The organism is Pseudomonas sp. LSJ-87 (assembly GCF_032971465.1).
GTDB lineage: Bacteria > Pseudomonadota > Gammaproteobacteria > Pseudomonadales > Pseudomonadaceae > Aquipseudomonas > Aquipseudomonas putida_Z.
Genome location: NZ_JAWJYQ010000003.1, coordinates 182,280 through 195,076, shown reverse-complemented (window position 1 = coordinate 195,076; position 12,797 = coordinate 182,280). Strand labels below are relative to the sequence as shown.

At 63.7% G+C, this 12,797-nt stretch carries 12 protein-coding genes; 11 read left to right on the top strand and 1 reads right to left on the bottom strand.

The annotated features are described in order from the left end of the window. Positions 1-7: 7 nt before the first annotated feature. From RYH74_RS03925 to RYH74_RS03895, 7 genes are all read left to right on the top strand, one after another. Positions 8-934, top strand: coding sequence for an ABC transporter permease subunit (locus RYH74_RS03925; RefSeq protein WP_015269040.1), 927 nt, complete (start codon positions 8-10; stop codon positions 932-934). A 10-nt stretch (positions 935-944) separates the two neighbouring features. Further along, complete coding sequence (locus RYH74_RS03920) at positions 945-1,913, top strand: ABC transporter ATP-binding protein (RefSeq protein WP_075043849.1); 969 nt, start codon at positions 945-947, stop codon at positions 1,911-1,913. Then, complete coding sequence (locus tag RYH74_RS03915; RefSeq protein WP_317408989.1) at positions 1,913-2,881, top strand: peptide ABC transporter ATP-binding protein; 969 nt, start codon at positions 1,913-1,915, stop codon at positions 2,879-2,881. Before RYH74_RS03920 ends, RYH74_RS03915 begins: the two co-directional genes overlap by 1 nt. 371 nt (positions 2,882-3,252) lie before the next feature. After that, the gene (locus RYH74_RS03910; RefSeq protein ID WP_317408988.1) at positions 3,253-4,062 is read left to right on the top strand and encodes a nuclear transport factor 2 family protein; all 810 of its coding nucleotides are present in this window, start codon (positions 3,253-3,255) and stop codon (positions 4,060-4,062) included. Positions 4,063-4,123: 61 nt separating this feature from the next. After that, entirely contained in the window at positions 4,124-5,530 is a 1,407-nt protein-coding gene (locus RYH74_RS03905; protein WP_317408987.1) for an FAD-binding oxidoreductase, read from the top strand. 32 nt (positions 5,531-5,562) lie between these two features. Beyond that, entirely contained in the window at positions 5,563-5,904 is a 342-nt protein-coding gene (locus tag RYH74_RS03900) for a cupin domain-containing protein (protein ID WP_075043846.1), read from the top strand. A gap of 52 nt (positions 5,905-5,956) precedes the next feature. Next, on the top strand, positions 5,957-7,036 hold the full coding sequence (locus RYH74_RS03895; RefSeq protein WP_238067290.1) for a polyamine ABC transporter substrate-binding protein: 1,080 nt from the start codon (positions 5,957-5,959) through the stop codon (positions 7,034-7,036). Positions 7,037-7,173: 137 nt separating this feature from the next. Here the strand turns inward: RYH74_RS03895 and RYH74_RS03890 are convergent, their stop codons facing one another. After that, positions 7,174-8,757 (bottom strand): peptide chain release factor 3, encoded by a 1,584-nt coding sequence (locus tag RYH74_RS03890; protein ID WP_003257876.1) that lies wholly within the window; start codon positions 8,755-8,757, stop codon positions 7,174-7,176. Positions 8,758-9,315: 558 nt separating this feature from the next. Between RYH74_RS03890 and RYH74_RS03885 the strand changes: the two genes are divergently transcribed. From RYH74_RS03885 to RYH74_RS03870, 4 genes are read left to right on the top strand one after another with little or no spacing between them, the layout of a single operon-like run. After that, entirely contained in the window at positions 9,316-10,029 is a 714-nt protein-coding gene (locus tag RYH74_RS03885) for an ABC transporter permease (RefSeq protein ID WP_286101092.1), read from the top strand. Between the two features lie 13 nt (positions 10,030-10,042). After that, positions 10,043-10,957: a glycine betaine ABC transporter substrate-binding protein gene (locus RYH74_RS03880; protein WP_286101091.1), complete on the top strand. Its 915-nt coding sequence runs from the start codon at positions 10,043-10,045 to the stop codon at positions 10,955-10,957. Then, on the top strand, positions 10,954-11,607 hold the full coding sequence (locus RYH74_RS03875; RefSeq protein ID WP_025337792.1) for an ABC transporter permease: 654 nt from the start codon (positions 10,954-10,956) through the stop codon (positions 11,605-11,607). Before RYH74_RS03880 ends, RYH74_RS03875 begins: the two co-directional genes overlap by 4 nt. Then, positions 11,604-12,761: a betaine/proline/choline family ABC transporter ATP-binding protein gene (locus tag RYH74_RS03870; RefSeq protein WP_046615796.1), complete on the top strand. Its 1,158-nt coding sequence runs from the start codon at positions 11,604-11,606 to the stop codon at positions 12,759-12,761. The genes RYH74_RS03875 and RYH74_RS03870 overlap by 4 nt, the downstream gene beginning before the upstream one ends. Positions 12,762-12,797: the final 36 nt, after the last annotated feature.

The window sequence follows — 12,797 nt, the reverse complement described above, 5'->3', positions numbered from 1 at the left end:
CTTCGCCATGACTAGCCCGATTCCGAAATCCGTCACACCGGCCAGCCCGGTGGACCAGAGCCTGCTCTACCCCTCGCCATACAAAGAATTCTGGCAAGCCTTCGCCCGCAACAAAGGCGCGGTGATGGGCCTGGCCTTCATGTGCCTGGTGGTGTTCTGCGCGCTGTTCGCGCCGTGGGTCGCCCCGCACGACCCGAGCGAGCAGTACCGCGAATTCCTGCTGACCCCACCGGTGTGGCTCGAAGGTGGCAGCTGGCAGTTCATCCTCGGCACCGACGAACTGGGCCGCGACCTGCTTTCGCGGCTGATCCAGGGTGCGCGGCTGTCGCTGCTGATCGGCCTGTCGTCGGTGGTGATGTCGCTGATCCCTGGCATCCTGCTGGGCCTGCTGGCCGGTTTCTTCCCGCAACTGCTCGGCCCGTCGATCATGCGCCTGATGGACGTGATGCTGGCCCTGCCCTCGCTGCTGCTGGCGGTGGCCATCGTCGCCATCCTCGGCCCGGGCCTGATCAACACCGTGATCGCCATCGCCATCGTGTCGTTGCCATCCTACGTGCGCCTGACCCGCGCCGCCGTGATGGGCGAGCTGAACCGCGACTACGTCACCGCCGCACGCCTGGCTGGTGCCGGGCTGCCACGGCTGATGTTCGTCACCGTGCTGCCCAACTGCATGGCACCGCTGATCGTGCAGGCCACCCTCAGCTTCTCCTCGGCCATCCTCGACGCCGCCGCCCTGGGCTTCCTCGGCCTTGGCGTACAGCCGCCGACCCCGGAGTGGGGCACCATGCTGGCTTCGGCCCGTGACTACATCGAGCGCGCCTGGTGGGTGGTGAGCCTGCCCGGCCTGACCATTCTGCTCAGTGTGCTGGCAATCAACCTGATGGGCGACGGCCTGCGCGATGCGCTGGACCCGAAACTCAAGAACGCCGCCTGAGGAGAACGCCATGTCACTGTTGCAGATCAACAACCTGAACGTGCGCTTCGGCGACGCCAATTCGGTACCGGTGGTCGATGGCCTGGACCTGACGGTGGAGGCCGGCGAGATCCTGGCCATCGTCGGCGAATCCGGCTCGGGCAAGTCCGTGACCATGATGGCCCTGATGGGCCTGATCGACGCCCCCGGGCGCATCACCGCCGACTCGCTCACCTTCGACGGCACCGACATGCTCAAGCTCAGCGGCCGCCAGCGACGCAAGGTGGTGGGCAAGGACATCGCCATGGTCTTCCAGGACCCGATGACCGCGCTCAACCCCAGCTACACCGTTGGTTACCAGATCGAGGAAGTGCTGCGCCAGCACCTGGGCCTGAAGGGCAAGGCCGCGCGCCAGCGTGCCCTGGAGCTGCTGAAAAAGGTCGAGATCCCGGCTGCGGAAAGCCGCCTGGACGCCTACCCGCACCAGCTGTCCGGCGGCATGAGCCAACGCGTGGCGATTGCCATGGCGATTGCCGGCGAGCCCAAGCTGCTGATTGCCGACGAACCCACCACTGCGCTGGACGTGACCATCCAGGCGCAGATCATGGAGCTGCTGGTCAACCTGCAGAAGGAGCGCAACATGGCGCTCATCCTGATCACCCACGACCTCGCCGTGGTCGCTGAAACGGCCAGGCGGGTGTGCGTGATGTACGCCGGCCAGGCCGTGGAAGTGGGCCAGGTGCCGGAGCTGTTCGACGTGCCCGCCCACCCCTACAGCGAAGCGTTGCTGGCGGCGATCCCCGAGCACAGCATCGGTGCCGAACGCCTGGCCACCCTGCCCGGCATCGTCCCAGGCCGCTACGACCGCCCCGTGGGTTGCCTGCTGTCACCGCGCTGCCCGTACGTGCAGGACAACTGCCGGCGCCAGCGCCCGCCCCTCGATCCCCAGGCCCATGGCCTGGTGCGTTGCTTCTACCCGCTGAACCAGGAGGTGGCGTGATGGCCGTCGTTCTATCCGCCCGGGAGCTGACCCGGCATTACGAAGTCTCCCGCGGGCTGTTCAAGGGCCACGCCCTGGTCCGCGCGCTGAATGGCGTGTCGTTCGAACTGGAGGCCGGCAAGACCCTGGCCGTGGTCGGCGAGTCCGGCTGTGGCAAGTCGACCCTGGCCCGCGCACTGACCCTGATCGAAGAGCCGTCGTCCGGCTCGCTGCAAATTGCCGGCACCGAAGTGAAAGGCGCCAGCAAGAGCGAGCGCAAGCAACTGCGCCGCGACGTGCAGATGGTGTTCCAGAGCCCCTACGCCTCGCTCAACCCACGGCAGAAGATTGGCGACCAACTGGCCGAGCCGCTGCTGATCAACACCTCGCTGAGCAAGGCCGAGCGGCGAGAAAAGGTGCAGAAAATGATGGAACAGGTCGGCCTGCGCCCCGAGCATTACCAGCGCTACCCGCACATGTTCTCCGGTGGCCAGCGCCAACGTATCGCCCTGGCCCGGGCAATGATGCTGCAGCCCAAGGTGCTGGTGGCGGACGAACCGACCTCGGCGCTGGACGTGTCGATCCAGGCCCAGGTGCTGAACCTGTTCATGGATTTGCAGAAGGAGTTCAACACCGCCTACGTGTTCATCTCGCACAACCTGGCGGTGGTGCGGCATGTGGCCGATCAGGTGCTGGTGATGTACCTCGGCCGGCCGGCGGAGATGGGGCCGAAAGAAGATATCTACGAAAGGCCACTGCACCCGTATACCCAGGCGCTGCTGTCGGCGACGCCGGCGATTCACCCGGACCCTTTGAAGCCGAAGATCCGTATTGCCGGAGAGTTGCCCAACCCGCTGAACCCGCCGGATGGGTGTGCGTTTCACAAGCGTTGCCCGTATGCGACCGAGCGGTGTGCCAAGGAGGTGCCGGCGTTGCGGCACGTGAGTACGCGGCAAGTGGCTTGTCACTATGCCGAGCAGTTTCTTTAGCCTTTAGATAGACGGGGCTGCTTTGCAGCCAATCGCGACACAAGGCCGCTCCTACAAGGGACCGCGATCTCCTGTAGGAGCGGCCTTGTGTCGCGATGGGCCGCAAAGCGGCCCCAAAAATCTCAATGCATGAAGAACCAGATCAGGATAATCACCGGAATCGGCACCCCAATCATCCAAAGCAGTATCGAGCGCATGGCATTTCTCCTTGTTCGATGTTGAACAGACCGGTGCACTCGCCATGCCATCCCTGTCAAAAAATCACTCTCAACCGAATCAACGGCTTACTGCCCAAGCCGCTTGGCAAAACCGTGCAATATGCCGGATCCGCACCCTTGCGGCTGGGTGTTCTGCAATGCACTATCAGGCTCATGACCGCCACCACCCTCCCCGACGGCCCCGAGCAGACCCCGCTCACCGCCGACACCGTGCTGCGCTACCACCAGTGCTGGAAGCACCGCGACCTCGGCGGCGTCATGGCGCTCTACCACCCCGACATCCAGTACCACGACTTCTTCCAGAACCGCGTGCTCGGCTACCAGGAACTGCGTGACTACGTGCGCGCCTGCCTGCCCCATGAAGCCGGCGAAGATATCGTGCACAGCGACCGCATCCGCGTCGACGGCTGTACCGCGTTCATCCAGTACCAGGTCACGGTCCAGGGCGGCGACGGCCTGGTGGCGTTCCAGTCCAGCGAGGCGATTACCGTCAAGGACGGCCTGATCTGGCAGGTCAACGAATACGCCACGCTGGTCCGCCGGAGCAGCAGTGGCCATGCCAGCAGCGGCCCGCGCCCGGCCACCAGCCGCCTGGGCCTGTCACCCCGGCAGCTGTCGACCATGGCCCAGGACCTGGAACACTACTTCCAGCGCCAGCGCCCCTACCTGGACCCGGAGCTGGACCTGCAGCAGGTGGCCGACGCCAGCGGCTACAGCCGCAACCAGATCTCCTACCTGCTCAACCAGGTGCTCGGGCAAAGCTTCTACCGCTACGTCAACCAGGCCCGCCTGCAGCACTTGATGGCCAGCCTCGACGACGACAGCATCGAAGCCACGATCGACGAGCTGGCGTTCAATGCCGGTTTCAACTCGTTGTCGGCGTTCTACAAGTGTTTCCGCGAACACACCGGGCTTACGCCCAAGGCGTACCTTAAGCAAATTTCCCTGCGTGCACGCACGTAGGACAGCTGCCCGCCGACACCACTAGGATCGCCCACAGACCTTGGATGTGGAGCCGAACCCGATGCAACCCCTGCGCACGCTCAGCCTGTGGATGGACCAGCTCGACGAGCCGTTGTGCGCCCGCCCGGCCCTGCGCGAGGACCTGGACGCGGATGTATGCATCATCGGCGCTGGCTACACCGGCCTGTGGACCGCCTACTACCTCAAGCGCCAGGCGCCACAGTTGAACATCGCGGTAATCGACGCCAACATCGCCGGCTTCGGCGCCTCGGGGCGCAACGGCGGCTGGCTGATGGGCAACCTGCTCGGCGAAGACCGCCTGCTGGCCACCCTGTCGCCGCAACAGCGCCGCGCCAGCATCGACCTGCTGCATGGCATTCCCGATGAAGTACACCGCGTGCTGCATCGCGAAAGCATCGACTGCGACTACCGCAAAGGCGGCGTGCTGTACTGCGCCGCGCGCTACCCGGAACAGGAGCGCAGCCTGCGCGCCTACCTCGACGACCTTTATCGCCAAGGCATGACCGAGGACGACTACCGCTGGCTACGCCCCGAACAGCTTGACGCTCAGTTGCGGGTCAGCAACGCCTATGGCGCCATCTACAGCCCGCACACCGCAACCATCCAACCCGCCAAGCTGGCGCGTGGCCTGGCCCGGGCGGTAGAGGCGCTGGGCGTACCCATCTACGAAAACACCCCAGCCATCGACTGGCAGCCGGGTGAGGTGCGTACCCCGTTGGCGCGCATCCGTTGCCAATGGATGGTACCCGCCGTGGAGGGCTACGCCGCCAGCCTGCCGCCATTGGGCAAACATCAGCTGCCGGTACAGAGCCTGTTGGTGGCCACCGAACCACTGCCGGAGGCCACCTGGCAACAGATCGGCCTGAACCAGGGCCAGGCGTTCAGCGAAAGCAGCCGCCAGGTCACCTACGGCCAGCGCACCGCCGACAACCGCCTGGTATTCGGCGCCCGTGGCGGCTACCGCTTCGGTGGCCGCCTGCGCGAAAACTTCAACCTCGACGAACAGGAAATCGAGCTGCGCCGCTACCTGTTCAGCGAGTTGTTCCCGCAGTTGAAGCACGCACGCATCACCCATTCCTGGGGCGGCAACCTGGGCATGGCGCGGCGCTTCCGCCCGCACATGCTCTGCGACCGCCAGCGTGGCATCGCCCTGGCGGGCGGCTACGGCGGCGAAGGCGTCGGCGCCACCAACCTGGGCGGACGCACCCTGGCGGCGCTGATCCTGAACCAGCACAACGAACTGACCGCGCAACCCTGGGTACTCGACAACCGCCCGCTTTCAAGCCTGGCCACTTGGCCACCCGAGCCCTGCCGCTGGCTGGGCTACAACGCAATCATCCAGAGCTTCGTCCACGAGGACCGGACCCTCGCCAACCCCGCCAGCGCACCTTGGAGGCGGCGCCTGGCCAGCAATCTTGCAGACTTCATGGAAGGCTTCATGCACTGACTTCCCTTTCCCCGACACAGGATTTACCGGTCATGAGCATCACCCATTTCAAGAACACCGACAGCGCCGTGCTCGACAGCTCCAACCCGGTCGCGGTGCCGCTTGGCGACCCAGTTGCAGTGACTTCGGTCACCTGCGTGGAACGCAGCGACGGCGTCGAAACCGGCATCTGGGAGTGCACCCCCGGGCGCTGGCGGCGGCAGATCGTGCAGCAGGAGTTCTGCCATTTCACCAAGGGCCGCTGCACCTTCACCCCTGACGGTGGCGAGCCCCTGTTCATAGAAGCCGGAGACGCACTGATGCTACCGGCCAACAGCACAGGCACCTGGGACATCCAGGAGACCGTGCGCAAGACCTACGTCCTTATTTTCTGATCCGCTGATCGCCTGCCTTCGATAACAACACACAAAGCAAGGTAACCCCGACATGCGCACGCTCCTTCTCGCCCCCCTGATGCTGGCCGCCAGCGTGGCCGGTGCCGCCGAAACGGTGAAGATCTACAACTGGTCCAGCTACGTTGCCCCCGACACACTGAAGAACTTCCAGCAAGCCAGCGGTATCGTGCCCACCTACGACGTTTACGACAGCAACGAAACCCTCGACGGCAAGCTGATGACCGGCAACTCCGGCTACGACGTGGTGTTCCCGTCCAACCACTTCATGGCCCGTCAAATCCAGGGCAAAGCCCTGAAGCAGCTGGACAAGTCGCAGCTGCCCAACTGGCACAACCTCAACCCGGTGTTGCTCAAGGCACTGGAGGTCAATGACCCGGGTAACCAATACGGCTTCCCATACCTGTGGGGCAGCACCGGCATCGGCTACAACGTCGACAAGGTCAAGGCGGTGCTCGGCGACAGCGCGCCAATAAACTCGTGGGACCTGATCTTCAAGCCTGAGTACATGAGCAAGCTGAAAAGCTGCGGCGTCGCCGTGCTGGACAACGGCCCTGAGCTGTTACCGATCGCCCTGCACTACCTGGGCCTGCCGCACCACAGCCAGAACCCGGCGGACTACGACAAGGCCAAGGCGCTGCTGATGCAGGTGCGGCCATACATCAGCTACTTCCACTCATCGAAGTACACCGGCGATCTGGCCAACGGCGATATCTGCGTGGTGGTGGGTTTCTCGGGGGATGTGTTGCAGGCGAAGAATCGTGCCGAGGAGGCGAAGAACGGGGTGAAGGTGGGGTATTCGATACCCAGGGAAGGCGCACCGATGTGGTTCGACATGGTTGCCATGCCGGCCGATGCACCGGATGAGAAGGCCGGGTATGCCTACATGAACTACCTGCTGCAGCCGGAGGTGATGGCCAACATCAGCAACCATGTGCAGTACGCCAACGGCAACCTTGAGGCGGACGGGCTGGTGGATCCGGCGATGAAGGGTAATACGATGATTTACCCGAGCGAGGAAGTAATGGGCAAGCTGTATGCGCTGGAGGCGATGCCGGCCAAGATCGACCGTATTCGGACGAGGATCTGGACCAGTATCAAGGCCGGGAATTGATTTCGGCCTTAACACGGTCCCTGTGGGAGCGGGTTCACCCGCGAATGCGATGTTGAGTTTACCGACGCATTCGCGGGTAAACCCGCTCCCACAAGGGTCAGGAGCAGGCCCTGAAAATCAGGAGCAAGCTCTCGAAATCAGTGGTGCTCGCGAGTAGCGCGGAACTTGATGTCCGGCCAGCGCTCTTCCATCAGCGACAGGTTGACCCGGGTCGGCGCCAGGTAGGTCAGGTGCCCGCCACCGTCGATGGCCAGGTTCTCCATGGCTTTGTTCTGGAATTCCTCGAGCTTCTTCTTGTCGTCACAACCGATCCAGCGGGCCGACCATACGGTGATCGGCTCGTAGGCGCACTCGACCTTGTACTCTTCCTTCAGGCGGCTGGCGACCACGTCGAACTGCAGCACACCGACTGCACCGAGGATGATGTCGTTGCTGCGCTCTGGGAAGAACACCTGGGTAGCACCTTCTTCGGCCAGCTGTTGCAGGCCCTGACGCAGCTGCTTGGATTTCAGCGGGTCCTTCAGGCGCACGCGGCGGAACAGCTCCGGGGCGAAGTGCGGGATACCGGTGAAGCCCAGCGCCTCGCCTTCGGTGAAGGTGTCGCCGATCTGGATGGTGCCGTGGTTGTGCAGGCCGATGATGTCGCCGGCATAGGCCTCTTCCAGCTGCTCACGCTCGGAGGAGAAGAAGGTCAGCGCATCGCCGATACGCAGGTCCTTGTTGATCCGCACGTGGCGCATCTTCATGCCCTTCTCGTACTTGCCCGAGCAGATACGCATGAAGGCGATGCGGTCGCGGTGTTTCGGGTCCATGTTCGCCTGGATCTTGAACACGAAACCGGTGAACTTCTCTTCCACAGGCTCCACGGTGCGCTCATGGGCAACACGGCCCAGCGGGCGCGGCGCCCAGTCGACGACGGCGTCAAGCACATGGTCGACACCGAAGTTGCCCAGCGCGGTACCGAAGAACACCGGGGTCAGTTGACCGTTGATGAACTCTTCCTGGTTGAACTCGTGGCAGGCGCCCTGCACCAGCTCCAGCTGTTCGACGAACGAATCGTACTGGTCGCCCAGGTGGGCACGGGCTTCGTCCGAGTCCAGCTTCTGGATGATCTTGGCTTCGGTGCGCTCGTGGCCGTGGCCCGGGGTGTACACCACGATGTAGTCACCGGTCAGGTGGTACACGCCCTTGAAGTCGCGGTAGCAACCGATCGGCCAGGTGATCGGCGCGGCCTTGATCTTCAGCACGGCTTCGATCTCGTCCAGCAGCTCGATCGGGTCGCGGATGTCGCGGTCGAGTTTGTTGATGAAGCTGACGATCGGCGTGTCGCGCAGGCGGCACACGTCCATCAGGGCGATGGTACGTGGCTCTACACCTTTACCGCCGTCGAGCACCATCAGCGCCGAGTCCACCGCGGTCAGGGTGCGGTAGGTGTCTTCCGAGAAGTCTTCGTGGCCGGGGGTGTCGAGCAGGTTGATCATGTGCTCGCGGTACGGGAACTGCATCACCGAGGTGGTGATGGAGATGCCGCGCTGCTTCTCCATTTCCATCCAGTCGGAGGTGGCGTGGCGGTCGGACTTGCGCGACTTCACGGTACCGGCGACGGCAATGGCCTTGCCCATCAGCAGCAGCTTCTCGGTGATGGTGGTCTTACCGGCGTCGGGGTGGGAAATGATTGCGAAAGTGCGGCGCTTCGCGACTTCGGCGGCCTGGTTGGTCATGGGAAATCGCCTGACTGGGGGATTTAAAAGGGGCGATATCATACCTGAAGTTGGGCCGGGACCAAAATTTGCTGAACCGGCGGTGCCTGTTCCGGCCTCTTCGCGGGTAAACCCGCTCCCACAGGTATCACACCGTCTTTGAAACCTGTGCAGGACCTGTGGGAGCGGGTTTACCCGCGAAAGGGCCCGCCCAGAGGCCACAAATTCGCCAGGCAATCGCTTTATCACGACAAATGGCCCAAGAGCAGTTATTTCAACGCCTACGGCACATTAACCCGCTGCTTTTTCTCGTCAATTTTCCAACCAACCAGTGATTAACGCTGGCCAAATGCCGCCCCAGATGGGAACCTTTACGCCCACGGAGACGTCCACTCCCCTGCAACCCGCTTCGGTTGGGGAGCTGGTTTCATCAGCATTTTCGGGCCCGACGGGGTTCGGCTCATGGCCTGATCGCAGCCTTCGGCGTGCATCACGCTGCTACTCGCGAACACACCACCCGCCGCCAGGACTGGCCGGCAACCAAGAAGTGTGCTCGCCGACTACACAAGGAGTCCGCCTGTGGCTGAACGCTACGGAAAAGGGCTGTTGGGATGGGCCGCCGTGCTCGTCATCCTGGCCCTGCTGGTCCACTGGATCGGCATCGACACGATCGCGCGTTATCGCGACGATCTTGGGTTCTACCTGCAAGCGCACCTGGTACTGGTGCTGGCTTCGATGGCGGCGGCGCTGGCCGTGGGCATCCCCGCCGGCATTGCGTTAAGTCGACCGCACCGGGTCGACAAAGCCGAGCGCTTCATGCAGTTGTTCAACGTTGGTAACACCATCCCTCCCCTGGCCGTCCTGGCCATCGCCCTGAGTATCCTGGGCATCGGCGCCGGGCCCGCGATCTTCGCGCTGTTCCTCGCCTCCCTCCTGCCCATCGTGCGCAACACCTACGAGGGTCTGAAAAACGTCCCCGCCTCGCTCAAGGAAGCCGCCACCGGCATCGGCATGACCCCGCGCCAGCAACTGTGGCAAGTGGAGCTGCCCAACGCCGTGCCGATCATCGTTGGCGGTGTGCGCGTGGCCCTGGCGCTGAACGTCGGCACCGCACCGCTGGCGTTCCTGATTGGCGCCAACAGCCTGGGCAGCCTGATCTTCCCCGGCATCGCCCTGAACAACCAGCCACAGCTGCTGCTGGGGGCTGCCTGCACCGCACTACTGGCGCTGGCGCTGGACGCAGCGGTGAGTTTCTCCAGCAAGCGCTGGCTGGAACGTGGCCTGGCTGGATAACGAGAGGGAACGTATGAACAAGAGAATCGCCTTGTTGTTGGGCGCGACCCTGCTGTTCGCAGGATTTGCCCAGGCAGCGGAAAAACCACTTGTCCGTATCGGCGCGCGGGTGTTCACCGAACAGACCGTACTTGCCGAAATCACCGCGCAATACCTGCGCGCCAACGGTTTTGATGTGCGCGTCACCAGCGGCCTTGGCAGCAACATCGCACGCCAGGCTCAGGAAACCGGCCAGCTCGACCTGATGTGGGAATACACCGGCGTGTCACTAGTGTCGTACAACCATATCGACGAGCGCATGCCCAGTGCCGAGGCCACCTACGCCAAGGTCAAGGCACTGGACGCGAAGAAGGACCTGATCTGGCTGACCCCGTCGAAGTTCAGCAACACCTATGCGCTGGGCCTGCCCAAGCAGGTCGCCGAGGCTTATCCGCAGATCAACTCGATCAGCGACCTCAACCAGGTACTGCGTGACGAAAGCCACCGCAACCACCTGGTGGCGCTGGACACCGAGTTCGCCAACCGCCCGGACGGCCTGGTAGGCCTGAAAGCGATGTACGACCTGCAAGTGGGCCGCGCCAACATCCGCCAGATGGATGCCGGCCTGGTCTACACCGCCATGCACAACAACCAGGTGTTCGCCGGCCTTGTGTACACCACCGATGGTCGCCTGAACGCGTTCAACCTCAAGCTGCTGGAAGACGACAAGCACTACTTCCCCGACTACACCGCCGCGCCGGTGGTGCGCAAAGCTGTGCTCGACGCCAACCCGCAGCTGGCCGGCCTGCTCAAGCCACTGGCCGAACAGCTGGATGACGCAACCATGCGCCAGCTCAACGCCAAGGTCGATGTCGAGCACCAGAACCCGACTGCCGTGGCCGCCAGCTTCCTGCGTGAGCACCCACTGAACAGCGAGGGCCAGCCATGAACCTGATCGATACCTTCAACCACCTGGACTGGGCCCAGGTGCTGCAACTGACCTGGCAGCACATCATGCTGGTCGGCGTCGCCGTGGGCCTGGCGATCATCGTCGGCGTACCGCTGGGCATCCTGATGACCCGCTTCCCGGCCGTCGCCGGCCCATTGCAGGCCAGCGCCACGGTGCTGCTGACCATCCCCTCGATCGCCCTGTTCGGCCTACTGCTGCCGTTCTACTCCAAGTTCGGCCAGGGCCTCGGGCCACTGCCGGCGATCACTGCGGTGTTTCTCTACTCACTGCTACCGATCATGCGCAACACCTACCTGGCCCTGACCAACGTCGAGCCCGGCATCCGTGAAGCCGCGCGCGGCATCGGCATGACCTTCGGCCAGCGCCTGCGCATGGTCGAACTGCCCATCGCCGTGCCGGTGATCCTCGCCGGCGTGCGCACCGCCGTGGTGATGAACATCGGCGTGATGACCATCGCCGCCACCATCGGCGCCGGCGGCCTTGGCGTACTCATCCTCACCTCCATCAGCCGCAGCGACATGTCGATGCTGCTGGTCGGCGCCGTGCTGGTCAGCCTGCTGGCAATCATCGCCGACCTGCTCCTGCAAACCCTGCAACGTGCCCTGACTCCAGAAGGACTGCGCTCATGATCGAACTGAAGAACCTCAGCAAAACCTTCAACGTCAACGGCAAGGACGTCAAAGCCGTCGACTCGGTAAGCCTCACCGTCAACGAAGGGGAAATCTGCGTGTTCCTCGGCCCCTCGGGCTGCGGCAAGAGCACTACCCTGAAAATGATCAACCGCCTGATCACGCCCACTTCCGGCCAGGTGTTCATCAATGGCGAAGACACCACCGGGCTGGACGAAGTCACCCTGCGCCGGCACATCGGCTATGTCATCCAGCAGATCGGCCTGTTCCCCAACATGACCATCGAGGAGAACATCACCGTGGTGCCGCGCCTGCTCGGCTGGGACAAACAGAAGTGCCATGAACGCGCCCGCGAACTGATGCACATGATCAAGCTGGAGCCCAAGCAGTACCTGCAGCGCTACCCGCGCGAGCTGTCCGGCGGCCAGCAGCAGCGTATCGGCGTGATCCGCGCCTTGGCGGCGGAAGCGCCGGTGCTGCTGATGGACGAGCCGTTCGGCGCGGTCGACCCGATCAACCGCGAGATGATCCAGAACGAGTTCTTCGAGATGCAGCGGGCCTTGAACAAGACCGTGATCATGGTCAGCCATGACATCGACGAAGCGATCAAGCTGGGCGACAAGATCGCCATCTTCCGCGCCGGCAAGCTGTTGCAGCTGGACCACCCGGACACCTTGCTGGCGCACCCGGCGGACGAGTTCGTCAGCAACTTCGTCGGCCAGGACAGCACCCTCAAGCGCCTGTTGCTGGTACGTGCGGAGGATGCGGCAGACAACGCGCCATCGGTAAGCCCGCAGACGCCGGTGAGCGATGCGCTGGAGCTGCTGGACGAGCACGACCGCCGCTACGTGGTGGTGACCGATGCGCAGAACAAGGCACTGGGCTACGTGCGCCGGCGTGACATGCATCGCCAGCAAGGGACTTGTGGCGACTTCCTGCGGCCGTTCAATGCCACGGCGTCGCATGATGAGCATTTGCGCATCCTGTTGTCGCGGATGTACGAGTTCAACCGGGCGTGGCTGCCGGTGCTGGATGCCGAGCAGGTGTTCCTGGGCGAGGTGACGCAGGAGTCGATTGCGGCGTACTTGAGTTCGGGGCGCTCGCGGGGGGCCAAGACCAGCATTGTCTCGCCGGCCGAGGCGGTGATTTCGTAAACGCCGGGGGCGCGCTGCGCCCCTTTCGCGACACAA

Excerpts from the sequence above, each read along its gene's own strand:
- RYH74_RS03925 (WP_015269040.1), top strand. The coding sequence starts at position 8 with ATGACTAGCCCGATTCCGAAATCCGTCACACCGGCCAGCCCGGTGGAC.
- RYH74_RS03920 (WP_075043849.1), top strand. The coding sequence starts at position 945 with ATGTCACTGTTGCAGATCAACAACCTGAACGTGCGCTTCGGCGACGCC.
- RYH74_RS03915 (WP_317408989.1), top strand. The coding sequence starts at position 1,913 with ATGGCCGTCGTTCTATCCGCCCGGGAGCTGACCCGGCATTACGAAGTC.
- RYH74_RS03910 (WP_317408988.1), top strand. The coding sequence starts at position 3,253 with ATGACCGCCACCACCCTCCCCGACGGCCCCGAGCAGACCCCGCTCACC.
- RYH74_RS03905 (WP_317408987.1), top strand. The coding sequence starts at position 4,124 with ATGCAACCCCTGCGCACGCTCAGCCTGTGGATGGACCAGCTCGACGAG.
- RYH74_RS03900 (WP_075043846.1), top strand. The coding sequence starts at position 5,563 with ATGAGCATCACCCATTTCAAGAACACCGACAGCGCCGTGCTCGACAGC.
- RYH74_RS03895 (WP_238067290.1), top strand. The coding sequence starts at position 5,957 with ATGCGCACGCTCCTTCTCGCCCCCCTGATGCTGGCCGCCAGCGTGGCC.
- RYH74_RS03890 (WP_003257876.1), bottom strand. The coding sequence starts at position 8,757 with ATGACCAACCAGGCCGCCGAAGTCGCGAAGCGCCGCACTTTCGCAATC.
- RYH74_RS03880 (WP_286101091.1), top strand. The coding sequence starts at position 10,043 with ATGAACAAGAGAATCGCCTTGTTGTTGGGCGCGACCCTGCTGTTCGCA.
- RYH74_RS03875 (WP_025337792.1), top strand. The coding sequence starts at position 10,954 with ATGAACCTGATCGATACCTTCAACCACCTGGACTGGGCCCAGGTGCTG.
- RYH74_RS03870 (WP_046615796.1), top strand. The coding sequence starts at position 11,604 with ATGATCGAACTGAAGAACCTCAGCAAAACCTTCAACGTCAACGGCAAG.